The following is a 23,130-nucleotide window of genomic DNA, read 5'->3' on the forward strand; positions in this document are numbered from 1 at the left end:
GCCCGAACCCACGTCTCAGCCCACGTTCAAGGACTCTCCGCACATCGTGAGCGATGTGATGACCCACACCGTCATCGCCGTCGGCCGCGACGCCCCGTTCAAGGAGATCGTCGAGCTGATGAAGCAGTGGAAGGTCAGCGCCCTGCCCGTCCTGGAGGGCGAAGGCCGCGTCATCGGCGTAGTGTCGGAGGCGGACCTGCTGCCCAAGGAGGAGTTCCGGGACGACGACCCGACCCGGTACGACGTACTGCGCCGGCTGTCCGACCTGGCCAAGGCGGGTGCGGTCACCGCGGGAGAGCTGATGAGCAGCCCGGCCATCACGGTCCACCCGGACGCCACACTCGCCGAGGCCGCACGGATCATGGCGCACCGGCGCGTCAAGCGACTCCCCGTGGTCGACGCGATCAACCTGCTGCAGGGCGTGGTCAGCCGCAGCGATCTGCTCAAGGTGTTCCTGCGCCCCGACGAGGAGATCGCCGAGGAGATCCGCCGCACGGTCCTGGCCCACCTCACGAGCGCCGCCGGGGTGCGGGTCTCCGTATCCGACGGCGTGGTCACGCTCAGCGGCCACCTGCGCGACACCGCGCTCGTCCCGGTGCTCGCACGGGCCGTACGCGCGGTCGAGGGCGTCGTCGACACCCGGATGGACCTCGCCGGCCCGGAGGGCACGTGAAGTATCTCGACGAGTACCGCGACCCCGCGCTCGCCCGCAGCCTCCTGGACGAGCTACGCGGAGTGTCCACCCGCGCCTGGCGGATCATGGAGGTGTGCGGCGGCCAGACCCACACCCTGGTCCGCCAGGGCATCGACGAACTCCTGCCCGCCGGTATCCGCATGATCCACGGGCCCGGGTGCCCGGTGTGCGTCACCCCGCTGCAGACCCTGGACCGGGCCATGGCGATCGCCGCCCGGCCGGGCGTGACCCTGGCCAGCTTCGGGGACATGCTGCGGGTACCGGGCAGCGCCTCGTCGCAGGGGACCGCTGGGGGCGACCTGCTCTCGCAGCGCGCCCGGGGCGCGGACGTACGCGTGGTCTACACGCCCATGGACGCCGTCCGGATCGCGCAGGCGGAGCCCGACCGTGAGGTCGTCTTCCTCGCCGTCGGCTTCGAGACCACCGCACCCGCCAACGCCATGGCCGTGCTGCACGCCGCCCACCTGGGCCTGCCCAACTTCTCGCTGCTGGTCAGCCACGTCCTCGTACCGCCCGCGATGACCGCGCTCCTGGACGACCCGCACTGCGAGGTGGAGGCGTTCCTCGCGGCGGGCCATGTGTGCGCGGTGATGGGCTGGCGCGAGTACGAGCCGATCGCGGCCCGCTACGAGGTGCCGATCGTCGTCACCGGCTTCGAACCGCTCGACCTGCTCGAAGGCATCCTGATGGCGGTACGGCAGTTGGAGGAGGGCCGCCACGAGGTGGAGAACCAGTACGTCAGGGCGGTGCGCCGGGCTGGCAACACCGAGGCCCAGGATGCGGTCCGCCGCGTCTTCCGCGTCACCGACCGGGCCTGGCGGGGCATCGGCACGCTCCCCGCCAGTGGCCTCGAACTCGCCGATGAGTACCAGCAGTTCGATGCCGTCCGCCGCTTCGACGTCACCGGCCTGCGACCGGTCGAGGACCCCGACTGCATCGCGGGCGAGATCCTCACCGGCGCCGCCCTGCCCACCGACTGCCCCGCCTACGGCACCCGTTGCACCCCGCGCTCCCCGCTGGGCGCCCCCATGGTGTCCACCGAGGGCACCTGCGCCGCCTTCTACTCCGCCGGAAGAACGAAGGAGTTGCCGACATGAACGGCGAATGCCCCGTCCCGTACGCGGAACACGAGCGGATTCTGCTCGGCCACGGAGCGGGCGGCCGCCTCACGACGGAGTTGCTCGACACCCTCGTCCTGCCCGCCATCGGCGATCTTCCGGACGGCCCGCTGGAGGATGCCGCGCTGCTGCCGGACTTCCCCGAACTGGTCGTCTCCACCGATTCGTTCGTCGTCAGCCCGCTCGTCTTCCCCGGCGGGGACATCGGCTCCCTCGCCGTCCACGGGACCATCAACGACCTCGCCATGCGGGGCGCCCTGCCCCTCGCGCTGTCGCTCGCGGTGATCGCCGAGGAAGGGCTCCCGCTCGCCGAGCTGCAGTCGCTCCTCGCCTCCGCCGGGAAGGCCGCGCACAGTGCCGGGGTCCCGGTCGTCACCGGCGACACCAAGGTCGTGGGACGCGGCGCCGCCGACAAGCTGTTCCTCAACACCACCGGCATCGGGCGCCGTATCCCGGGGCTCACCCCCTCCGCGGCCCGCGCCCGCCCCGGCGACGCGATCCTCCTCTCCGGCCCGATCGGGCTGCACGGTACGGCCGTGCTCTCCACCCGCGAGGGTCTCGGCTTCGCCACCGACATCGCCTCCGACAGCCAGCCCCTGCACCGCCTCGTCGAAGCGCTCGCCCCCTACGGCGCGGACATCCACACCCTGCGCGACCCCACCCGCGGCGGACTGGCCACCACCCTCAACGAAATCGCCCGCGACTCGGCCGTCGCCGTCGAGATCGACGAGAGCACCCTGCCCGTACCGCCGGCCGTCGCTTCGGCATGCGATCTGCTGGGCCTGGACCCGCTGATCGTCGCCAACGAGGGCTGCCTGGTGGCCTTCGTCGCCCCGGCGGCCGCTGACGCCGCGCTGGCCGCACTGCGGGCACGCCCCGAGGGAGCCCAGGCCGTACGCATCGGCGAGACCGCGGACGGGCCCGGGGGCCGTGTCGTCCTGCGTACGCTGGTGGGCGCTCGGCGGGTGGTCGACATGCCCCTGGGCGAGCAGCTCCCGCGCATCTGCTGATTCACGCATCTGCTGATTCGCGCATCTTCTGACCGGAGCGCGGGACGGCGGCTCTCAGCGCCGCCCGGGCAGCCTGGCCTCGACGGAGTCCAGCAGCAGGTCCAGCGCGAACGGGTAGCCGCTGTGCCGCATCTCGGCGGCCAGCAGTGGCGCGGTGGCGGCGATGCGCGGATGGGTGGCGGCGGGCAGCCGCCCGTAGCGGGTGCGCCAGACCTGGCGGTCGGCCTGTCTCGCGGCTGCCGGCAGGGCGAGTTCGGCCGCGTCCAGAGCCGCGAAGGCCAGGGCCTGGTCCACGAACGCGTGGTAGATCCGTACCGCTTCCCCGTCCGGACGGCCCGTGGAGCGCAGCAGCGCGAGGATGCTCTCGACCGCGCGGGTCTCGTGGTCGCGGCCCGTGGTCCGGTGTGCCGCGAGGAGCGCGGCCTGCGGGTGCGCGCGGTAGGCGGCGTGGATGCGCCGGCCGATGGCCCCCAGATCGGCCCGCCAGTCGCCGGACGGCTCCCAGTCCTTGAACGACCGGCCGATGAGTTCGTCGGCGAGGGCGAGCAGCAGGTCGTCGGTGTTGCGGAAGTACCGGTACACCGCGCTGGGGTCGGCGCCCAGCGCCGCCCCGAGACGACGGACCGTCAGCGCGGCCGCGCCGTGCTCTTCCACCAGCCGTAGCGCGGTCTCGACGATCAGCCGCTCGGACAGCACGGTGCCCTGCTTCGTCGGCCGTCTGCGCCTCCGCTGCGGTTCTGGGACCACTCGCTGCGTCATGCGGCGCACCTTATGACAACACCATTGACGTGTAAACGCGCGCGCCGGTTTGATGACCAACCCGCCCGCCCTCCCGGAGGTTCTGATGCGCCCTGCCGACCTCGTCTTCACCCACGGTCCCGTCCGGAGGTTCTGATGCGCCCTGCCGACCTCGTCTTCACCCACGGTCCCGTCCACACCGGCGATCCCGCCCGCACCCGGGCCAGCGGCCTGGCCGTCACCGGCGACCGGATCACGGCCGTCGGCCATGACGAGGTCCGGGAGCTGATCGGCCCCGGCACCGAGGTCGTGGACCTGCGGGGCCGGCTGCTCGTCCCCGGTTTCCAGGACGCGCACATCCATGCCGTGTACGGCGGCGCCGAGTTGGGCGCGTGCGATCTCACCGGCACGGTCCGGGCCGATGACTACCTGGCCCGGGTGCGCGCGTACGCCGACGAACACCCCGACCGGGAGTGGATCACCGGGAGCGGCTGGTCCCTGGAGAGCTTCGCGGGTGGCCTGCCTACCCGGCAGCTGCTGGACTCGGTGGTGCCGGACCGCCCCGTGTATCTGACGAACCGTGACCACCACGGCGCCTGGGCCAACAGCCTCGCGCTCGAACGGGCCGGCCTCACCCGGGACTCCCCCGATCCGTCCGACGGCCGGATAGAACGGGAGGCGGACGGCACACCGAGCGGTGTCCTGCAGGAGGGAGCGACCCATCTGGTCGCCCGGCTGGTGCCCGCGTCGACCGCCGAAGACCGCCGCACCGGCCTGCTGCGCGCCCAGCGGCTGCTGCACTCGCTGGGCGTCACCGGCTGGCAGGACGCGCTGCTCGGCCCCTTCAACGGGCAGCCCGATCCGTCCGACGCCTATCTGGCCGCCGCCCGCGACGGCACCCTGACCGCGCGGGTGAGGGGCGCGCTGTGGTGGGACCGCGAGCGTGGGGCCGAGCAGATACCGGAACTCGTCGCGCGCCGCGCGGAACTGGGGCACGGCACCTTCCGGGCGGACTCCGTGAAGATCATGCAGGACGGCATCGCGGAGAACTTCACCGCCGCGATGACCAGCCCCTATCTGGACTCCTGCGGCTGCGCCACCGCCAACAGCGGCCTGAGCTTCGTCGATCCGGTGGCGCTGCGCGGGTACGTCACCGAACTGGACGCCCTGGACTTCCCGGTGCACTTCCACGCGCTCGGAGACCGCGCGGTGCGCGAGGCCCTGGACGCCGTCGAGGCCGCCCGTACGGCCAACGGGCGCCGGGCCACGCGGCACCACCTGGCCCATCTCCAGGTCGTCCAGCCGCGGGATCTGCCACGGTTCGCCCAGCTGGGCGCGATCGCCAACATCCAGCCGCTGTGGGCGGCCCATGAGCCGCAGATGGACGAGCTGACCATCCCGTTCCTCGGCCCTGAACGGGCCGCCTGGCAGTACCCGTTCGGTTCCCTGCTGCGGGCGGGCGCCACACTCGCGGCGGGCAGCGACTGGCCGGTCAGCAGCCCCGACCCGATCGCGGGTCTCCATGTCGCCGTCAACCGTCAGGAGCCCGGAGCGTCCGACGGCCGGGTCTTCCTGCCGGAGCAGCGTCTCGACCTGGCCACCGCGCTCGCCGCGTACACGGCCGGGGCCGCCCATGTGAACGGCCTGGACGATGCGGGGAGTCTGCGGCCGGGCCTGCTCGCGGACCTGGTGGTCCTGGACCGCGACATCTTCGCCGGGCCGCCGGAGGAGATCGCCGATGCGCGGGTGCTGCGGACGTATGTCGGCGGGCGGCTCGTGCACGGTGCCTGACGGCCCGGCCGCTGTCCGGCTGTCCGTCTGCCCGTCTGCCCGTCTGCCCGTCTGCCCGTCTGCCCGTCTGCCCGCGGAGCATCGGCGTCAGACCGGACGGCGCGCCGTGTCCGGTCCGCCGTCGGCGCGCCGGGACGAATCCCGTACCTCCAGCCGCGTCGGTACGACCCGGCCCGTCGGCTGCTGGTCGCCGCTCTCCACGGCGGCGACCAGCAGGTCGAGGCCCGCCTCGGCGACGCCTTCCGGGTTCAGGCTCAGGGTGGTGATCGCGGGGCTGGTGTGCGCGGCCGAGGTGTCCTCGCTCACGCACACCAGCAGCAGGTCGTCCGGTACCGAACGGCCGGCACGGCGCGCGGCGTCCAGGACGAGCGGCGGGGTGGCCTCGGCGATGACGAACAGCGCGTCGGCGTCCTCGGCCGCCGCCAGAGCCCGTTCGACGGCTTCGACGACGGACCCGTTGCCCGGCTCGGCGGAGAGAGTGAGGTGGTGCCGTACCTCGCGCTCGGCGCACCAGGTGCGGCAGGCGTGCGCCGCGGCTGTGTGGAAGCGGGTCGTGGTGTCGAGCGACACGATCGCGATGTTCCGTGCGCCCTCGGCGTGCAGATGGTCCAGGACGTCGCGGACCGCGGCGTCGGTGTCGATGTCCACCCAGTGGGCGCCCTGGCGGCCCTCGACCGAGCGGTCCGTGAAGATCGGGATACGCGCGGCGATGAAGTCGTCGACGAGGGGGTCGTCCGCGACCGGGTCGGCGATGATCGCGGCGTCCAGCGGCAGGTCCGTCCACTCGCCCGATGCCGCACCGGCGGGCAGCAGCACCAGGGCGTAGCCGTGCCGCAGCGCGGCCGCCGCCGTGGTGCTGGTGAGCTGGGCGAAGTAGGGGGACTCCATGTAGGACCAGCGGCCCGCGACGTACTCCCCCACGGTGTAGCCGATGAGCCGGGCGTGCCCGGCGCGCAGCAGCCGTGCCGTGGCATTGGGCCGGTAGCCGAGCCGCCGCGCGGTCTCCCGCGCCCGTTCGCGTACGGCTGGTGAGAGGCGGCCGGTGCCGTTGAGCGCGGCGGAGACGGTGGTCTTGGACAGGCCCGCCTCCCGGGCGACGTCGACGAGGCGGACCCGGGGCACGGTGGCCGGATTGCCGTGCCCGCCGTGGCGCGGGGATGCGGTCATGCCCTGATGCTGCCAGCCGGAGACCCGTTCCGTCACCTCCCCTGCGATCTTTCGGAGAGACCCTCATGACCTCGGAAAAACCGTTCCCGCAAACCCTTGTGCGGGAACGTTCCCGCATCAATACTCCCCTGACATCCCCCAGCGCCCGTCCCTACCCCCGGAAAGGGGTGGCTTCCTTGCGCGACCACAGAACCCTCGCCCTGTTCCTCGGCAGCTCCGTCCTCGTCGCGGCCGCCACCGGCTGCTCCGGCGCCTCGCGGCCCGGACCGGACGCGTCCAACGGCCCCGGCTACGAGGTGTCGCCCCTTACCCCGGCGGCCGACGGCCCCCTGTCGTCGTACACCTGGTCGCTGTACGCCGAGCCCTACTCGCTCGACTACGCGCGGGCCTACGACTACCCGCCCAACACGGTCCTCGCGAACGTCTGCGAGCAACTCTTCCGCGTCACACCGGACATGCGGATCGAGCCGGGCCTGGCCGAGAAGGCGGCCAACCCTGACCCCAGGACCTGGGTGTACACCCTGCGCGCGGGGGTGAAGTTCCACGACGGCTCGACGATGACGGCGGCCGACGTGGTGGCCTCCCTCAAGCGCCACCTGGACCCCGCGACTGGTTCCGCGTGGGGCTCGGCGTTCAAGAACGTCGCCTCGATCACCAAGACCGGCCCTCTCCAGGTGACCATCAAGCTCGACAAGCCCGACGTCCTGCTCAACGAGCTCCTCGCCGCGTCGCCCGGAACCGTCGAGAGCGCCGCGTTCCTCACCAAGGCGGGCCAGGACTACGGAACCCCGAAGGGCGGGGTCAACTGCACGGGCCCGTACGCGCTCGACAAGTGGGCGGAGGGCGAACGCATCACCCTCAAGAAGCACGGCGCCTACTGGGACACCTCACTGGCCCCCAAGACGGACACGGTCAAGTTCGTCTTCATCGAGGACCCGGCCGCGCGCGCCAACGCCTTCCTGTCCGGCTCCGTGGACGGCGGCTATATGGTGCCGTCGGCCTCGCTGGCGCAGCTCCGGTCGACGAAGAAGGGCCGGGTCTTCTTCGGCCCGAACACCGCCGCCGCCGACCTGGCCGTCGTCAACTTCAAGGGTGCGCTGGGCGATGTGCGGGTCCGCCGGGCCCTGTCCATGGCGATCGACCGCGAGAGCCTCGTCGACGCGGCCGCCGGAGGTGTGGGCATCCCGGCCAAGGCCCCTGCCGCACGCGGCGCCTGGGCGCTCGTCCCGGAGAAGACCGACGCGTACTTCGACGACCTGCCCGACCCCGGTTACGACGTGGCGGAAGCCAGGCAGCTCGTGGAGAAGTCCGGGGCAGCGGGCCGCAAGGTCGTCATCGCGACCAGCTCCATCGCCCCCGAGATCAGCGTCGTCGCCAACGCCGTCCAGGCGGCGGGCCGCGACATCGGGCTGGACGTCGAGCTCGAACCCGTCGCCCCGGAGGCCTACAGCACGCTCTTCACCGATCCGGGCGCCCGCAAGGGCATCGACCTGGTGATCACCAACGGGTACGACAACACCCCCGACCCGCTGGAGTTCTACCAGTACCTGCGCACGGGCGACTTCGGCAACTACGGAAACTGGTCGGACCCCGCGTACGACGCCGCCTTCGACCGCGCGAACGCGGAACCCGACCCGGCGGCCCGTACGGCACTGACGGCCGAGCTGCAGAAGATCGCCGTACGGGAGCTGCCCGTCATTCCCTTGTACGAGGCGCCGTACACCGTGTTCCTCGGCAGCCGGGTGACCGGCGCGCCGACCGGCATCGCGCAGCTCTACTACCCGTGGGCCGCGCTGATCGGATCAGCGAACTGATGATCCGTTACCTCACCGGCCGACTGCTGGGTCTGGTGGCCGTGCTGCTGGTGACCTCCTTCGTGGTCTTCGGCACCGTCCACCTGGCCCCAGGCGATCCGGTCTCGTTCCTGCTCAGCGGCCGCCCGGCGTCGCCGGATGCCAAGGCCGCGCTACGCGCCCAGTACCACCTGAACGACCCGCTGTTCACCCAGTATCTGAAGTGGCTGGGCGGCGTCCTGGGAGGCGACTTCGGGCGGTCCGTCCAGTTCCGCCAGGACGTCGGCGCGCTCATCGGCGGACGGCTGGCGGGCACCGCGCTCCTGATCGGGTACGCGGCGGCCCTGATCGGTGTGTTCGGCGTGCTGGCGGGTGTACTCGCCGCGCTGCGCCCGGGCCCGGTGGACCGCCTGGTCCTGATGGGGACGGGGGTGGCCACGGCGACCCCGCCGTTCGTCAGTGCCATCGGGCTGATCTCGCTGTTCTCGGTCCAGCTGGGCTGGTTCCCGGGCCCCGGCGGCACGCCTGAGGGCTTGGCGGACCGGCTGCTCCAGCTGACCCTCCCGGCCTTCGCTCTGGCCATCACCCTCGCCGGACTCCTCGCCCGGGTGACCCGTTCGGCGATGCTCGACGAACTGGGGCGTGAGCATGTCGAGGTGGCACGTTCGCGCGGTGTCGCGGAGGCCACCGTCGTGCGCCGGCACGTCCTGCGCAACGCGCTCGGTCCGATCGTCACGGTCGGCGGCACGATGTTCGCCGGACTGCTGGTCAGCACGGCGATCGTGGAGACCGCCTTCAACGTCTCCGGTGTCGGCTCGCTGCTCGTCCAGTCGGTGACGGTCAAGGACTTCCCCGTCGTGCAGGCGATCACCCTGCTCACCGTGGCCTCCTTCGTCCTGGTGAACCTGCTGGTGGACCTGCTCATGCCGGTCATCGACCCCCGGCTCTCGCTGACCGGAAGGAGTGCCGTATGACCGACACGACCGAGCCCGAGCCCGAGACCAAGACCCCGGCCCTGGCCCCGTCCACGGCCACGAGCACGAGCACGAGCACCGTGCCGCACCGACGCGCCGGTCTGCGCGGACTGCGGGCCCTCGGCGACGGGCCGCTGTTCCCGGCGGCCGTCATCCTGCTCGTCGCCCTGGTGGCCGCCGCGCTGTTCGCGCCGCTTGTCGCCCCGTACGCCCCGGAGTCCGTCGATCTGTCGGCCAGCCTGCTGGGCACGACCGGCGACCACTGGCTCGGCACCGACCAGTCCGGACGCGACGTCCTGTCACGCCTGGTGTACGGCGCGCGCACCGGCCTGCTCGGCCCGCTCCTGGTCGTCATGCTCTCGACGCTGCTGGGAACCCTGCTCGGCGTCGTCGCCGCGTGGCGCGGCGGATGGGCCGACGCGATCCTGTCCCGGTCGATGGACCTCGTGTTCGCGATCCCCGGCCTGCTGGTGGCGATCATGTTCGTCGCCGTACTGGGTCCCGGCACGACCGCTCCGGTGATCGCCATAGCGATCGCCTACACGCCCTACGTGGGGCGTCTGGTGCGCGGTATCGCCCAGCAGGAGAAGGCCAGGCCGTACATCGAGGCGTATCGCGTCCAGGGCTGGGCGGGCTGGACCATCTGCGTCAGGCATCTGCTGCCCAACATCGCACCGATCGTCCTGGCGCAGTCGGCGATCAACTTCGGCTACGCCCTGATGGACCTGGCGGCGCTGTCCTTCCTGGGCTTCGGGGTGCAGCCGCCCGCCGCGGACTGGGGCGCCATGATCAACGAGGGCCAGTCGGCGCTCCAGCAGGGCGCGATGCTGCCCGCGCTCGCACCGTCCGCGTGCATCGTGCTGGCCGTCGTGGCGTTCGGCGTCGTCGGCGAGGGAATCGCCGACCCGGTCGCAAAACGGGAGCGGTGAGGGGCATGACGACACCACAGAACACTCTTCTGGAGATCGACGACCTCAGTGTGCGACTCCCCAGGGGCCACGCCGCCCGCCCGATCCTGGACGGTGTCTCCCTGCGCGTCGCGGCGGGCGAGACGGTCGGCCTGGTCGGCGAGTCCGGCTCCGGCAAGTCGGTCGCCTGCCGCAGCGTGCTGGGCCTGCTGCCGCGGCACGCGACGGCGGACGGCCGGGTGCGCGTCCAGGGACGCGAGGTGCTGGCGCTGGACCGCGCGGGGCTACGCGATCTGCGGGCACGCCGGGTGGCGATGGTGTTCCAGGACCCGTGGGCCTCGGTCAATCCGCTGCGGCGGGTCGGGGACTTCCTCACCGAGGGGCTGCGCGCCACTGGGGTGACCGACGCCCAGGCCACCGCCCGCGCCCGGGAACTCCTGGAGGCCGTGGGCATCCGCGACCCCCGCGGCGCGCTGCGCCGCCGTCCCCATGAGTTCTCCGGCGGCATGCTGCAGCGTGTCGTCATCGCGGCGGCGCTCGCGGGCGATCCCGCACTGCTGATCGCGGACGAGCCGACGACAGCGCTCGACGTCACCACCCAGGCCGAGGTCGTGGCGATCCTCACCCGCCTGCAGGCCGAGCGCGGCACCGGCATGCTGTTCGTCACGCACGACCTGGAGCTGGCCTCGGCGATCTGCGACCGGATCTACGTCATGTACGCGGGGCGCATCGTCGAGACGCGGGGCTCCGATGAGTTGTTCGAGCGACCACGCCATCCGTATACGGCCGGGCTGCTCGCCTGTACGCCGCGCATCGAACCGGATACACCGGCGCCGCGGCCCATCCCTGGCCGCCCGGTGTCCCTGGCCGAGTCCCCGCCCGGGTGCGCCTTCGCCGCGCGTTGCCCGCACGCCCTTGAGCGCTGCGCGGTGGAGACCCCCGTACTGACCCGGCACGGCGAGGGACTCGCCGCGTGCCTCCGTGCCGACGAAGGGATCTTGCCGTGACCTCGACCGTGACCGTGACCTCCAGTACGACCGGCGGGCCGGGTGCGACGGGCCTTGTCGTGACAGGGCTGCGGAAGGAGTACGGCGGCCGTACGGCCGTTGACGGGGTGTCGTTCACGCTGGCGCCCGGCGGTTCGCTGGGCATCGTGGGCGAGTCGGGGAGCGGCAAGACCACCACCGTCCGCATGCTCGTAGGCCTGGAACGGCCGGACGCCGGAACCGTCCTGCTGGACGGGCGGGACCGCTCGGCGCGGGCCCGTGGCCGCACGCGGCGGCGGGCGCGCGCCCGTGAGATCCAGATGGTCTTCCAGGACCCGTATCTCTCACTCGATCCCCGGATCAGTGTCGGCGACTGCCTCGACGAGGTGCTGCGGCTGCACTTCGCCCTGGACGCCGGGGCACGCGGCCGCCGGGTCACCGAACTCCTGGACCAGGTCGGGCTGGGCGAGCGCGAGGCCAGGGCGCTGCCGCGCCAGTTGTCCGGGGGGCAGCGGCAGCGCGTGGCCATCGCACGGGCGCTGGCGGCGGAGCCCGGCGTGCTCGTCCTGGACGAAGCGGTCGCCGCCCTCGACGTGTCCGTGCAGGCCCAGATCCTCGACCTGCTCGCGGGCATCCGGCGCGAGCGGGGTATCGGCTTCCTGTTCGTCAGCCACGACCTCGCGGTGGTCCGGCACGTCACCGACGACGTCATGGTGCTCAGAGCCGGGCGGGTCGTCGAGTCCGGCCCGACCGCGAGCACCCTGACCGAACCCCGTCATGCCTACACGCGCCTGCTGCTCGACTCGGTGCCCCGCCGCGGCTGGGACCCGGACCGCATCGCGGAGGACCGGCGCGCGCTCGCCTGACCTAGGGGGTGTCTCCCCGATCTTCGCGGGCCCGCGACGCCTGGCACGCGCCCCCAAGCTCTCGACTGCTTCCCCAAGCTCTCGGCTGCGCTCGAGCAGGGGAGACCCCATTGAGCAGGGAGGGACCCCCTCCGACGCACGGCCGAATCACCCAAGTACGTCCAGTACGAGGGCGATCCGGCCGCACGCCGATGCACCGCACCGCGAGACATCAGCTGCTTCGCAGCGGGCGCAGGCTGATCCGCGAAGATCGGAGAGACGCCCCCTAGTGGCCCACGGGTCAGCTCCGGGTCCCGCGAGTCCGGTCCCGGGACCTGACCGCCCGGTCCCGGTCCCGGTCCCGCACGTCCGGATCCGGGGCCTGCGCGTCCGGATCCGGGACCCACGAGTCCGCCCCCAGATCCCGCGGCTCCCACACACCCCATCCCAGGTCCCACACGTCCAGACCCGGGACCCGCAAGTCCACTCCCAGGTCCCACACGCCCCGTCCCAGGTCCCACACACCCAGCTCCGGGTCCCGCGAGTCCGGTCCCGGTCCCGCGGCTCCGGATCCAGGGCCCGCACGCCCGGCCGGGGTCCCGCAGGTCCGGATCCGGGATCAGGTGGCCGGGACGGGCGCGTAACGGCTGGCGATGTGCAGGTCGGCCTCGGTGCGGGCGGCCGCGGCCAGCATGCGGGGCAGCAGCTCCGTGCGGCACTGCTCGACGCTGCGGCGGCCGCTGTGCATGGCGACGTTCACGGCGGCCACCACGCGCCCGGTGCGATCGTGGACCGGGACCGCGAGCGCGCGCAGGCCCTCCTCCAACTCCTCGTCGACCAAGGCGTAACCGTCGCGCGCGGCCTGGTCCAGGAGCGCGGCGAGTGCGTCCCGCCGGGTGACGGTATGCCGGGTCAGCGGCATCGGCGCGGCGCGCGCCAGCCGGGCCTCGCGCTCGGCATCCGGCANCCTGGACCGAGCCCGAGGAGGACCGCTGATGCTCCCGCCGCCCTCGTCGCCGCCCCCTGCGACCCCACCTCCGCCTTCCGCGATCCCGTCTCCGCTCCCCGCGACCCCATCGCCACTGGCGCCCGCCCCGGTGCCGCTGGTGCCCACCCCGTCCCAGACCATCGGTCCCTTCTACGGTTACGCGCTGCCCTTCCCCGGCGGCGGCGAGATCGCCCCGGCCGGGCATCGGGACACCGTCACCGTCCACGGACACGTCTACGACGGCGCGGGCGCCGCGATCCCCGACGCACTGCTGGAGTTCTGGCAGGCGGCCCCCGACGGCTCCCTGTCCGGCCGACCCGGATCGCTCCGCCGGGACCCGGTGACCGGCGGCTACCTCGGCCGCAACGGCGTGGACTTCACCGGGTTCGCCAGAGTGGCCACCGACGCGGCGGGCCACTGGGCGGTGCGCACCCTGCCGCCGCCCGCCGCCGCCCCCTATCTGTCCGTGTGCGTCTTCGCCCGAGGGCTGACGCAGCACCTCTACACCCGTGCCTATCTCGCCGAGCCGACCGGTGACCGGCTGCTCGCCGGACTGCCCGAGCACCGGCGCGCCACGCTGGTCGCACGGCGGGAGAGCGACCGCACGCACCGCCTCGACATCCACCTCCAAGGCGCGAAGGAGACGGTGTTCCTTGAGTTCCCCGATCCCCGCTGACGGCACGGCGGCACTCGATACGGGCCTGCTCTCCCCCGTGTGGGCAGGCAGCGCGGCCGCGGCCAGTACCAGCGATCACGCGTTCCTCCAGGCCATGCTGGACGCCGAGGCGGCGCTGACCCGCGCCCAGGCAGCACTCGGCGCGGCTCCCGCCCAGGCCGCCGACGCGGTCACCGCCGCCGCCCGCGCCGATGCGTTCGACCTGGCCTCGCTCGCGCTGCGGGCGCGCGCCGGCGGCAATCCGGTGATCCCGCTGGCCGCCGACCTGACCAGGGCCGTATCCGAGGCCGATCCCGAGGCGGCCGATTACGTCCACCGCGGGGCCACCAGCCAGGACATCCTGGACACGGCCGCCATGCTGGTCGCCTCCCGGACACTGGCCCCGCTCCTCGACGACCTGGAACAGACCGCGGACCTGCTCGGCCGCCTCGCCGCCGTGCACCGCGACACCCCGATGCCCGGCCGCACCCTCACCCAGCATGCGGTGCCCACCTCCTTCGGGCTCAAGGCCGCGGGCTGGCGCGCGCTCGTCCTCGACGCCCACGACCGCCTCGCCCGCGTCCGTGCCGCGCTGCCCGTCCAGCTCGGTGGCGCGGCGGGCACCCTCGCGGCTTTCCCCGCATACGGCCAGTCACAGGCGGCGCGGGCAGGTGCGGAGAGTGACACGGGGTTGCGCCTGCTGTCCGCCTACGCCTGCGAGTCGGGGCTGGCCGCGCCCGACCTGCCCTGGCACGTCCTGCGCACACCCGTCGCCGAACTCGGCTCGGCGCTCGCGCTGTGCACCGGGGCCCTGGGCAAGATCGCCGCCGATGTGCTCGTACTCTCCCGTACCGAGATCGGCGAGGTCGCGGAGGGCAGCGGCGGCGGCTCCTCCGCGATGCCGCACAAGGCCAATCCCGTACGAGCCACCCTCATCGCCTCCGCCGCCCGCCAGGTGCCCGCGCTCGCGGCCGTGCTCTTCGGATCCATGGTGGCGGAGGACGAGCGCCCCGGCGGCGCCTGGCACGCCGAGTGGCAGACGCTCAGGGACGCACTGCGGCTGACCGGCGGGGCGGCCCGCGAGGCAGCCGAACTCGCCCGGGGCCTGACCGTGTTGCCGCACCGGATGCGGGCGAACCTCGCGCTGACCCACGGACTTCTGGCCTCCGAGCACCTGCTCGCCGCACTCGCCCCGACGGTGGGACGCGAGGCGGCCAAGTGGCTCCTCGCCCAGGCCGTGCGCCGGGCCGCCGAACAGGAGGCCCCGCTGGAGAAGGCCGTGGAGCAGGTCCTGGCGGACGAGCCGGAGCTGTCCGGCGTACTGACCCGGCAGCGGCTGCGGGAACTGCTCGATCCGACGGGCTACCCCGGCTCGGCCGGGGCGCTGACCGACCGTGCCCTGTTGCGCCAACCCGAACACCCCGCCCGTCGTCCCGAGGACAACCGATGAACGCACCGATTGACGTGCCGGTGAACGCACCGATGAACGTGCCGTCGAACGCACCGCCTAACGTGCCGCCTAGCGTGCCGATGACGGACCACAGCACGCTGCTGCACCACCGCGTCGAGGGCCCTCCCGACGCGCCCGCGCTGCTGCTCGGCCCGTCGCTGGGCACCTCGCTCGCCGTCTGGGAACCGCAGCTGCCCACGCTGGCGCGGCACCACCGCGTGGTGCGCTGGGACCTGCCGGGACACGGCGGTTCGCCCGCTTCGCTCCTGACCGCCGGTGCCACCATCGCCGACCTGGCCCAACTGGTGCTGGAGCTCGCGGACGAGCTGGGCGTCGACCGCTTCGCCTACGCGGGCATCTCCCTCGGCGGCGCGGTCGGCAGCTGGCTCGCGGTGCACCGCCCCGAGCGGGTCGCCTCGCTCGCGCTGGTCTGTTCATCGGCCCGGTTCGGTTCGCCGGAGCGCTGGCACGAGCGCGCCGAACTGGTCCGCGCCCAGGGCACCGGGCCGCTGACGGTCACCGCACCCGACCGGTGGTTCACGGCGGCTGACGGTCACCGCACCCGACCGGTGGTTCACGGCGGCCTTCGCGGCGAGCGGCGACCCGCGGGTGGCCGCCCTGGTCGCCGACCAGCAGGCCGCCGACCCCGAGGCATACGCGGCATGCTGCGACGCCTTGGCCGCCTTCGACCTCCGCGCGGAGCTGCCCCGGATCAGCACGCCGACCCTGGTGATCGGCGGCCGCGACGATCAGGCCACCGGGCCCGCACACGCCCGCGAACTCGCAGACCACATCCCCGGCGCGAGTCTGGTCGAACTCGCCCGCGCCGCGCATCTGGCCGGTGTCGAGCGGCCGCAGGCCGTCCTCGCCGCGCTGCGGGCGCACCTGCCACCCGGCCCGTACGCCGCGGACGCGTCCCGGCACGCACAGGGGATGGCCGTACGCCGTGCCGTCCTCGGTGACACCCACGTGGACCGGGCGATCGCGGGCACCACCCCGCTCACCGCCGACTTCCAGGACCTGATCACCCGCTACGCCTGGGGTGAGATCTGGACCCGGCCAGGTCTTGACCGCCGTACGCGCAGCTGCGTCACCCTCACCGCCCTGGTCGCGGGCGGCCATCACGAAGAGCTCGCCCTGCACGTCCGCGCCGCGCTGCGCAACGGTCTCACCCCGGAAGACATCGGCGAGGTGCTGCTGCAGAGCGCCGTCTACTGCGGCGTACCGGCCGCCAACTCCGCCTTCGCCGTCGCGAACCGCGTCTTGAACGAAGACGACGAAGACAACGAGGACAACGTGAACCAGCCCAGCAGCCGTACTGAGGGAGAACTCTGATGCACACCACCGTCGGCATCATCGGCGGCGGCCCCGCCGGACTGTTGCTCGCCCGGCTGCTGCACAAGGCCGGGGTCGACAGTGTCGTCCTGGAGAGCCGCGACCGTGCCTACGTCGAGCAGCGCCAGCGTGCCGGAGTCCTCGAACAGGCCACCGTCGACGCCCTCCGCGACTGCGGCGCCGGGGAACGCCTGGACCGTGAGGGACTGGTCCATCACGGTATCGAGCTGCGCTTCGACCGCCGCGCCCATCGCGTCGACTTTCCCTCTCTCGCTCAGGGGCGCGGCGTGACCATCTACGCCCAGACCGAGGTGGTCAAGGATCTGATAGCCCTCCAGCTCGCCGAGGGCGGACCGCTGCTCTTCGGGGCGCAGGTGCGCGAGGTGACGGGCGCGGACACCGAGCGCCCTGCCGTCCGTTTCGCCCACAACGGCCGCGAGCAGACCCTGACCTGCGACTACGTGGTCGGCTGCGACGGCTTCCACGGCGTGGCCCGCGAGGCGTTTCCCGAGCACCTGCGCCGGACGTACGAGCGAACGTACCCCTACTCCTGGCTCGGCGTACTCGCTGATGTGCCGCCCTCATGCGAGGAGTTGATCTACGCCCACTCCCCGCGCGGCTTCGCCCTGCACTCGCTGCGCTCCCCTCAGGTCAGCCGCCTCTACCTGCAGGTCCCGGCGGGCGACGACCCCGCCAACTGGCCGGACGAGCGGATCTGGGACGAACTCGACGCCCGTTTCGCCGTCGACGGCGACTGGCGGCTCGAACGCGGCCCCATCACCGCCAAGTCGGTCCTGCCCATGCGCAGCTTCGTCACCGAGCCGATGCGCTTCGGGCGGCTCTTCCTGGCCGGTGACGCGGCACACATCGTGCCGCCCACCGGAGCCAAGGGCCTCAATCTCGCCGCCACCGACGTCATCGTGCTCGCCCGGGCCTTCGCCCACCTCCAGGCGGCCGGGTCGACCGAACTCCTCGACGCCTACTCCGACATCTGCCTGCGCCGGGTCTGGCGGGCCGAGCACTTCTCGTCCTTCATGACCACCACCCTGCACACCGCCCCTGACCAGAACCCCTTCGACACGCGACTGCAGCTCTCCCAGCTCGACCGCATCGCCTCGTCGCCGCACGCCGCCGCCGAGCTGGCCGAGAACTACGTCGGTCTCCCCATCGAAGGGCCCTAATCGACAGGCCCTAGCTGTATTGACCCGCCGCGTCCTCGCGTTCCATCGGCGGCTCGGCGGGCGACGGCGGGACCGGGCCGAAGAGTGCCCGCCGCGCCACCTGCGGCGCGAAGAGGGCCGTGACGGGTGCGTTGAGCGTCAGCACGGACCGGAAGGCACGGCCCACGACCGGATCACTGGCGTAGCGCTGCTGGACGCGGCGCAGGTACCAGCCGACCGGCCGGTCCACGGCACGTGAGGACAGGGCGTTGCCGGTCGCGCCCGGCATCTGCTTGTCCGACCCGGCCGAGATGTCCCAGGCCTGGCGGGACGACGCGAACAGGGCCCGCTGCACCCGGTGCGTGCTCGATGTGCGGCGCACGTCGGCCAGCGCGTCGCGCAGGGCGATGGCGTTCTGCGCGGCGACGGTCATGCCCTGGCCGTAGACGGGGTTGAACGTGCACAGGGCGTCGCCGGTCGCCAGGAATCCGGCGGGGCGTCGGCCGGGCAGGTCGTAGCGACGCCGGACGTTCGCGGTCTGCCGGAAGCCGTACACCGGTGAGAGCGGCTCGGCCCCGCGCAGCCACCGGTGCACGATCGGGTGCGGCAGCCGCTTGGCGTACGCCACGTACTCCTCCTCGCTGGTGGGCGGTTCGTCACCGCGCAGCCCGGAGAGCGTGACGAGGAAGGTGCCGTCCTCCTGGGGTACGACGACGGCCCCGTGGGTCTGCGAGGGGTTGGGGACCACGAAGAAGCCGTGCGCCGCGGTGCCCAGTTGACCGCTCGCGTCGCGGTAGAAGCGCGACGCGTAGGCGAGGCCCGTCTCGATCGTCTCCTCGTGCGGGACGTCCGCGCCGAGAGCCGCCAGCCACCGCGGGGCCTTCGTACCGCGCCCGGAGGCGTCCACGACCAGATCGGCCTCAAGCGGCCGCGGCTCGCCAGAGACGCCTTCGCCACGTTCACGCAGCAGCACACCCCGTACCCGCTCGGCATCGCCGAGGAGCCCGACGACATCCGTCCCCTCGATCACGCTGATCGCGGGATGGGCGAACACCCGCTGCCGCACGAGCTGTTCCAGCTGGGTACGCGAACCCGTGTGGATATGCGTCGTCGCCTGCATCCGCCGGAACCAGCGGCCGTCCTGCCACTGCACCAGGTCCGACGGCATCCCGACCCGCGGCGCGCCCGCCGCCCGCAACTCGTCCATGAAACCCGGCAGCACCGCGTCCAGCGCCCGCTGCCCGCCTTCGAGCAGCACATGCGGGTGCCGGCTCTGCGGCACACCGGCCCGCGCTCCGGTCTCCGCGGCCAGCCGGTCCCGCTCCAGGACGGTCACCCGGTCGGCGTACTCGGCGAGCACCCTCGCGGCGAGCAGTCCCGCGAGACTCCCCCCGACGACTACGGCATGCCGCCTCCCGGCCCGCGCGCCCCCAGCATTCGCCGCCACCACAGATTCCAACGATTCCGCCTCCTCGAAACTACCGGTTCGTTCCAGCAACTCCCAGTATTCCAAGGCGGATCGGCCACCTCGACGGGCCGGCGCACGACGGACGCCCCGTCCTGCGACGGCGGATTCCAGGGGCCTCCGTCATGAGGTCACGTCAACGGTGCACGGACGCTGGAGCGCTGTCGATGACGACCTGGAAGCTGACCTCCATGAACGCGTCGATGCTGCCGATGCTGCTGTCACCCCGGAACAATGAGATCCTCCGCCTCGGCACAGACCCGCAGGCCGAAGCCGAGCGCTTCCTGGCCTTCGTCTGCATCGCCGGCGCCCTCATCTGCTCCGCCGCTACACCAACTGCCCACCCCTTATTGGTTTGCCGCCGGCCGGCCCGGTCGGATAGGAAGCTCGCATGCTAAGAGGCAGCAAGGTCGGGCTCAGGGCCCGGCATGAGGACGACATCCCGATCCTGCAGGCCGAGCTCCACGACGATGTGGTCCACCACTCGCGGTCCCAAAACCGTCCATGGCGGCCGATCACGCCCGGCTCGAAGAACTCACGGTTCGTGGTGGACGACACTGCGCAACAACACGTCCCGTTCTCCGTGGTGGAGCTGGACGGCGGCACGCTGGTCGGCGCCTCGGCGCTGTGGGGCATCGACAACCACAACCGGTCCGCGCACATCGGCCTCGGGCTGCTGCCGTCCTCCCGCGGCAAGGGCTTCGGCACCGACGTGGTCGCGGTGCTGTGCCACTACGGTTTCGTCGTACGCGGCCTGCAGCGGCTGCAGATCGAGACGTTGTCGGACAACGCCGCGATGCTGCGCTCCGCCGAGCGCAACGGCTTCGTCCGCGAGGGCGTGCTGCGCTCCTCGACCTGGGTGCTGGGCGAGTTCCTGGACGAGGTGCTGCTCGGGCTCCTGGCCCAGGACTGGAAGATCGCAATCAAGGAGTCTCGCTGATGGTCAGTGTGAGCATGGAGTCCGCGGAACAGACCGAGCAGCGGCTACGCCGTGAGATCGCTCGGGCTGAACTCGTCGTGCACGACGGCGTCTGGTGTTTTGAGGAGTCTCCGGCCGACCAGCCACCGGCGCTCACCGCCGAGACGCTTGCGGTCGTTCGGGACGGGGAGAGTTGGAGCCGCCTGGTCCCGCTCACCCAGGAAGGCGACGACGTCGAACGCTTCGGACTCTTCTCCTTCCACTTCCCCGATCACGTGGACAACAGCGGTTTCGTCGGCTGGCTGGCCACCCACCTCAAGACCGAGCTGGGGACCGGCGTGTTTGTCGTCTGTGGCAGCAACCGCGCCCGCGGCGGCATCTATGACTACTGGGGCTGTCCCATCGACTTGCTCGATCAAGCCATCACGGTCGTCAGGACGCTACGAGACAGCTGATCCCTGCGGGCCACGCGGCGCTACGGCGCGGACCGTCCGGCCGCCTGAAGACGCCGGTTCTCCCCCTGGAGGGTGACCCACGGGACACGTCTAGGGTGATCCCCTCGGCCGACGACACGCCGGGACCGACTCAACGGGGGAGACAACACCGTGTCCACGCCGCCCTACCATCAGGGCCCCGCACATTCCGGCGGCCCCGTGCCCTCGATGCAGCACCCGTACCAGGGGTACCCCTGGATGGGACCGGGCGGCGAGACGCCGTGTGAGGTGTGCGGGGCGCTGCCCGCCGCGTACGCCGTCGTCCGCGGTCACCAGGGCATTGTCGTGCTCATGCGTTTCCTGAAGCGCGAAGGGGTCTTCTGCCGCTCGTGCGGCACGGCGATCCAGCGGCGTATGACCAGCGACACCCTGTGGCAGGGCTGGTGGGGTCCGCTGTCGTTCTTCTTCACGCCGATCACGGTCCTGATGAATCTCGGCCCGCGCGCCCTGTTCCGCGGGCTGCCCGAGCCGCGCGGCGGCTGGCGTCCACCGCTCGACCCGGGCCGCCGGGTGCTCTTGCGCCCGCCTGCCCTGGTGATCCTCGCGCCGATGGTGCTGTTGGTGCTCGCGCTCGCGTTCTTCATCACGGTCGGTGTGATCGTCGGCGACGACTCCGACTCGTCCGGGGAGTCGGGCAAGGCGTCCATCGGTGTCGGGGACTGCGTACGCAACCTGAGCACCTGGCCGGAGCAGAACCTCCAGCGCGTGGACTGCGATTCATCCCAGGCGCAGTACCGCACCGCACGGGTCGAGGACTGCACGGGCGACGAGTATCTGATGCGCCTTGAGGACTCCGTCGACGCGGTGGCCATGTGCCTGCGCCCGCTCGGGAACGGCTGAGCGCATAACGGCCTAGCAAAAATAATCAAGGGGCCGCTTCAGATTGCTCTGAAACGGCCCCTGATCTGCGACTCTCTCGAGTCGGGACGACAGGATTTGAACCTGCGACCCCTTGACCCCCAGTCAAGTGCGCGACCCCTTGACCCCCAGTCAAGTGCGCTACCAAGCTGCGCCACGTCCCGATGCCCGTGTGACCTGGGGTTTCCCCTGGCCGAACGCGCACGGAAACAATACCGCACTCGGGGCGGTGGTCGTGAACCCGTTTTCCACGGTGGCAGGCGGAGGGCTGACCTCAAGTTTGGTTGAGGTCGCACGCTCCGGTGTCTCCCCCGCGACCGCGGAGCGCCGAGATCGGCAGCGGCTCGCTCGGGCACGGGCTGCCGATCGGGTTCGGTACGGCGCTCGGGCTGCGGGCGCAGGGGCGTACTGACCCGCGGGTCTGGGTGCTGGTCGTCGATGCCGAGCTCGACGAGGGCAGCAACCACGAGGCCATCGCCTTCGCGGGCCCCGCCGCCCTGGAGCGGCCGCACGTGCTGGTGATCGACAACCGCTCCGCGAGCCATGCCAGGCCCGGTGGGATCTCCGCCCGTTTCGAGGCCGCGGGCTGGTCGGCGGTGACCGCGGCTGCTCGACGAGGACCCGAGGCTTCCCGTCGTACTCACCGAGATCGGCCTGGCCGGGTTCCAAGGCCACCGCCGCCGCGGGCGACGCCCTCGCCGACCTTCCGCACCGCGTCGTCGGTCCCGGCGTCGCCCGGCGCGAGCTGCGCCACTACGGCGACACGGACGAGCACCTGGCCGCGCACGGCCTCGCCCCGGCCTCCCTGCGCACGCGGATCGGTGACTTCCTGGCCCGGCGGCGGGTCGCGGCGTAGGCGAGGGCGAGGGCGAGGCGGAGACGGATACGGCGGCGAGCGCATCAGGCCGTCGTCGGCGGGTCCAACTCCGGGTGTGCCTCAAGGAGTCTGCTCGGCGCGGCCTGCCTCCAGGAGTCGGTGAGGATGTCCCGTAGCTCGGTGGTGTCCTCCAGCGCATCCAGGCGCACCCGGACCCAGGCGAACATCGCCTCGTGGTCGGCGATCCAGAACTTGTCCGGCTCGGCCAGCACCAGTTCGTCCCGCTCCTCCTTGGGGCAGCGGACGGCTATCGAGGTCTCGTCCTCCGGAAGGGTGGCGAACATCTTCCCGGCGACCCGGAAGGTGGGCATGGACCAGGCGATCTTCTCGGTGGTCTCCGGTAGGGCGAGCGCGTGCTTACGGACATCGTCGGACGTGGTCATGGCACGACGGTAGGACACCGCACTGACAATCGCCGTGCACGGGCCGCGTCGGTGCCCATGTGGCCACGCCGGGAGCCGAGTCGGCATCCGCACACGCCGCGTGTGCGCCGTCGTGTGCACCCACGCGCCGTCGCCGCGTCGGCCGCCGATGTGTGGCCGACAACCGCCCGCGTACGGAATTGACGCTCGACTTCCGGCCATGGGACCCCTACCGGACGAACCGCCCGGTGCGGTACTACTGGGCCGCGAGCGTGACGCGCGGGGCGTGCGATACACGGCGTGCGCCCTGAGGGTGCCGCAGGGGTTCCGCGGGATGGAACGGCGCCGCACGCGAGCCGTACACCCGCGGTCGGTGGTGTCCGAATTCCCTCTCTTGTTGATGACACTTCGCGCGTCTGTGTCCGCATCGACGACTGCTGTCGGCCACTCACCTGCGAAAGCTTTGCCTGCGGCATGTGGCAGTCAGATGTCCGGTGGGCATGTCTGGGGAGTGGACCGGACGGCAGGGGGTGGCCGGTTCGG

Annotated in this window: 22 protein-coding genes, 1 tRNA gene and 3 pseudogenes; 20 read left to right on the plus strand and 6 right to left on the minus strand. The window is 72.2% G+C overall.

Going from position 1 to position 23,130, the window contains the following annotated elements:
• Positions 1–58: 58 nt before the first annotated feature.
• Genes U9R90_RS04135 through hypE form a run of 3 tightly spaced genes read left to right on the plus strand, consistent with a single transcriptional unit; the run spans position 59 to position 2,822 of the window.
• Complete coding sequence (locus U9R90_RS04135) at positions 59–673, plus strand: CBS domain-containing protein (RefSeq protein ID WP_411057633.1); 615 nt, start codon at positions 59–61, stop codon at positions 671–673.
• Positions 670–1,791: a hydrogenase formation protein HypD gene (gene hypD, locus U9R90_RS04140; protein ID WP_411054992.1), complete on the plus strand. Its 1,122-nt coding sequence runs from the start codon at positions 670–672 to the stop codon at positions 1,789–1,791. The genes U9R90_RS04135 and hypD overlap by 4 nt, the downstream gene beginning before the upstream one ends.
• Positions 1,788–2,822: a hydrogenase expression/formation protein HypE gene (gene hypE / locus U9R90_RS04145; protein WP_411054993.1), complete on the plus strand. Its 1,035-nt coding sequence runs from the start codon at positions 1,788–1,790 to the stop codon at positions 2,820–2,822. Before hypD ends, hypE begins: the two co-directional genes overlap by 4 nt.
• A 54-nt stretch (positions 2,823–2,876) precedes the next feature.
• Here hypE and U9R90_RS04150 read toward each other — a convergent pair whose 3' ends face one another.
• Positions 2,877–3,581 (minus strand): TetR/AcrR family transcriptional regulator, encoded by a 705-nt coding sequence (locus U9R90_RS04150; RefSeq protein WP_411054994.1) that lies wholly within the window; start codon positions 3,579–3,581, stop codon positions 2,877–2,879.
• Between the two features lie 135 nt (positions 3,582–3,716).
• Here U9R90_RS04150 and U9R90_RS04155 point away from each other — a divergent pair, with 135 nt between their 5' ends.
• Positions 3,717–5,351: an amidohydrolase gene (locus U9R90_RS04155; RefSeq protein WP_411054995.1), complete on the plus strand. Its 1,635-nt coding sequence runs from the start codon at positions 3,717–3,719 to the stop codon at positions 5,349–5,351.
• A gap of 87 nt (positions 5,352–5,438) precedes the next feature.
• Here U9R90_RS04155 and U9R90_RS04160 read toward each other — a convergent pair whose 3' ends face one another.
• Positions 5,439–6,518, minus strand: a complete 1,080-nt coding sequence (locus U9R90_RS04160) for a LacI family DNA-binding transcriptional regulator (RefSeq protein WP_411054996.1) — start codon at positions 6,516–6,518, stop codon at positions 5,439–5,441.
• Between the two features lie 176 nt (positions 6,519–6,694).
• Here U9R90_RS04160 and U9R90_RS04165 point away from each other — a divergent pair, with 176 nt between their 5' ends.
• From U9R90_RS04165 to U9R90_RS04185, 5 genes are read left to right on the plus strand one after another with little or no spacing between them, the layout of a single operon-like run.
• Positions 6,695–8,332, plus strand: coding sequence for an ABC transporter substrate-binding protein (locus U9R90_RS04165; RefSeq protein ID WP_411054997.1), 1,638 nt, complete (start codon positions 6,695–6,697; stop codon positions 8,330–8,332).
• Entirely contained in the window at positions 8,332–9,285 is a 954-nt protein-coding gene (locus U9R90_RS04170) for an ABC transporter permease (protein WP_411054998.1), read from the plus strand. Before U9R90_RS04165 ends, U9R90_RS04170 begins: the two co-directional genes overlap by 1 nt.
• Complete coding sequence (locus tag U9R90_RS04175; RefSeq protein WP_411054999.1) at positions 9,282–10,214, plus strand: ABC transporter permease; 933 nt, start codon at positions 9,282–9,284, stop codon at positions 10,212–10,214. Before U9R90_RS04170 ends, U9R90_RS04175 begins: the two co-directional genes overlap by 4 nt.
• A gap of 5 nt (positions 10,215–10,219) precedes the next feature.
• On the plus strand, positions 10,220–11,200 hold the full coding sequence (locus U9R90_RS04180; RefSeq protein ID WP_411055000.1) for an ABC transporter ATP-binding protein: 981 nt from the start codon (positions 10,220–10,222) through the stop codon (positions 11,198–11,200).
• Positions 11,197–12,045, plus strand: a complete 849-nt coding sequence (locus U9R90_RS04185; protein ID WP_411055001.1) for an ABC transporter ATP-binding protein — start codon at positions 11,197–11,199, stop codon at positions 12,043–12,045. The genes U9R90_RS04180 and U9R90_RS04185 overlap by 4 nt, the downstream gene beginning before the upstream one ends.
• A 598-nt stretch (positions 12,046–12,643) precedes the next feature.
• On the opposite strand, the gene U9R90_RS04190 is transcribed toward U9R90_RS04185, so the two are convergent.
• A complete protein-coding gene (locus U9R90_RS04190) occupies positions 12,644–13,153 on the minus strand; it encodes an IclR family transcriptional regulator C-terminal domain-containing protein (RefSeq protein WP_411055002.1) in 510 nt (169 codons plus the stop codon).
• Between U9R90_RS04190 and pcaG the strand changes: the two genes are divergently transcribed.
• The 5 genes and pseudogenes from pcaG (at position 13,131) to U9R90_RS04215 (ending at position 17,633) form a co-directional block, all read left to right on the plus strand.
• On the plus strand, positions 13,131–13,688 hold the full coding sequence (gene pcaG, locus U9R90_RS04195) for a protocatechuate 3,4-dioxygenase subunit alpha (protein ID WP_411055003.1): 558 nt from the start codon (positions 13,131–13,133) through the stop codon (positions 13,686–13,688). The two genes, U9R90_RS04190 and pcaG, sit on opposite strands and share 23 nt — an antisense overlap.
• Positions 13,666–15,117, plus strand: a complete 1,452-nt coding sequence (gene pcaB, locus U9R90_RS04200; protein ID WP_411055004.1) for a 3-carboxy-cis,cis-muconate cycloisomerase — start codon at positions 13,666–13,668, stop codon at positions 15,115–15,117. Before pcaG ends, pcaB begins: the two co-directional genes overlap by 23 nt.
• Positions 15,118–15,197: 80 nt before the next feature.
• Positions 15,198–15,524: pseudogene (locus tag U9R90_RS04205) on the plus strand (alpha/beta fold hydrolase); the annotation flags it as partial.
• A gap of 202 nt (positions 15,525–15,726) precedes the next feature.
• Entirely contained in the window at positions 15,727–16,452 is a 726-nt protein-coding gene (gene pcaC, locus U9R90_RS04210; protein WP_411055005.1) for a 4-carboxymuconolactone decarboxylase, read from the plus strand.
• On the plus strand, positions 16,452–17,633 hold the full coding sequence (locus tag U9R90_RS04215) for a 4-hydroxybenzoate 3-monooxygenase (RefSeq protein WP_411055006.1): 1,182 nt from the start codon (positions 16,452–16,454) through the stop codon (positions 17,631–17,633). Before pcaC ends, U9R90_RS04215 begins: the two co-directional genes overlap by 1 nt.
• Before the next feature lie 10 nt (positions 17,634–17,643).
• On the opposite strand, the gene U9R90_RS04220 is transcribed toward U9R90_RS04215, so the two are convergent.
• Positions 17,644–19,062: an FAD-dependent oxidoreductase gene (locus tag U9R90_RS04220; RefSeq protein ID WP_411057634.1), complete on the minus strand. Its 1,419-nt coding sequence runs from the start codon at positions 19,060–19,062 to the stop codon at positions 17,644–17,646.
• 182 nt (positions 19,063–19,244) lie between these two features.
• Between U9R90_RS04220 and U9R90_RS04225 the strand changes: the two genes are divergently transcribed.
• The 4 genes from U9R90_RS04225 to U9R90_RS04240 all read left to right on the plus strand — a co-directional run bounded on the left by U9R90_RS04225 (position 19,245) and on the right by U9R90_RS04240 (position 21,330).
• Positions 19,245–19,475 (plus strand): hypothetical protein, encoded by a 231-nt coding sequence (locus tag U9R90_RS04225; protein WP_411055007.1) that lies wholly within the window; start codon positions 19,245–19,247, stop codon positions 19,473–19,475.
• Positions 19,469–20,017, plus strand: coding sequence for a GNAT family N-acetyltransferase (locus tag U9R90_RS04230; protein ID WP_411055008.1), 549 nt, complete (start codon positions 19,469–19,471; stop codon positions 20,015–20,017). The genes U9R90_RS04225 and U9R90_RS04230 overlap by 7 nt, the downstream gene beginning before the upstream one ends.
• Complete coding sequence (locus U9R90_RS04235) at positions 20,017–20,451, plus strand: DUF6196 family protein (protein WP_411055009.1); 435 nt, start codon at positions 20,017–20,019, stop codon at positions 20,449–20,451. The genes U9R90_RS04230 and U9R90_RS04235 overlap by 1 nt, the downstream gene beginning before the upstream one ends.
• A gap of 207 nt (positions 20,452–20,658) precedes the next feature.
• On the plus strand, positions 20,659–21,330 hold the full coding sequence (locus tag U9R90_RS04240; RefSeq protein WP_411055011.1) for a hypothetical protein: 672 nt from the start codon (positions 20,659–20,661) through the stop codon (positions 21,328–21,330).
• A gap of 81 nt (positions 21,331–21,411) precedes the next feature.
• On the opposite strand, the gene U9R90_RS04245 is transcribed toward U9R90_RS04240, so the two are convergent.
• Positions 21,412–21,512 (minus strand) — tRNA-OTHER (locus tag U9R90_RS04245).
• A 162-nt stretch (positions 21,513–21,674) separates the two neighbouring features.
• Between U9R90_RS04245 and U9R90_RS04250 the strand changes: the two are divergent.
• Both U9R90_RS04250 and U9R90_RS04255 read left to right on the plus strand, forming a co-directional pair.
• Positions 21,675–22,010 (plus strand): annotated as a pseudogene (locus U9R90_RS04250) (transketolase); the annotation flags it as partial.
• An 8-nt stretch (positions 22,011–22,018) separates the two neighbouring features.
• Positions 22,019–22,204 (plus strand): annotated as a pseudogene (locus U9R90_RS04255) (transketolase); the annotation flags it as partial.
• 44 nt (positions 22,205–22,248) lie between these two features.
• Here U9R90_RS04255 and U9R90_RS04260 read toward each other — a convergent pair.
• Positions 22,249–22,608: an MmcQ/YjbR family DNA-binding protein gene (locus tag U9R90_RS04260; protein ID WP_411055012.1), complete on the minus strand. Its 360-nt coding sequence runs from the start codon at positions 22,606–22,608 to the stop codon at positions 22,249–22,251.
• Positions 22,609–23,130: the final 522 nt, after the last annotated feature.

The organism is Streptomyces sp. E11-3 (assembly GCF_046540415.1).
GTDB lineage: Bacteria > Actinomycetota > Actinomycetes > Streptomycetales > Streptomycetaceae > Streptomyces.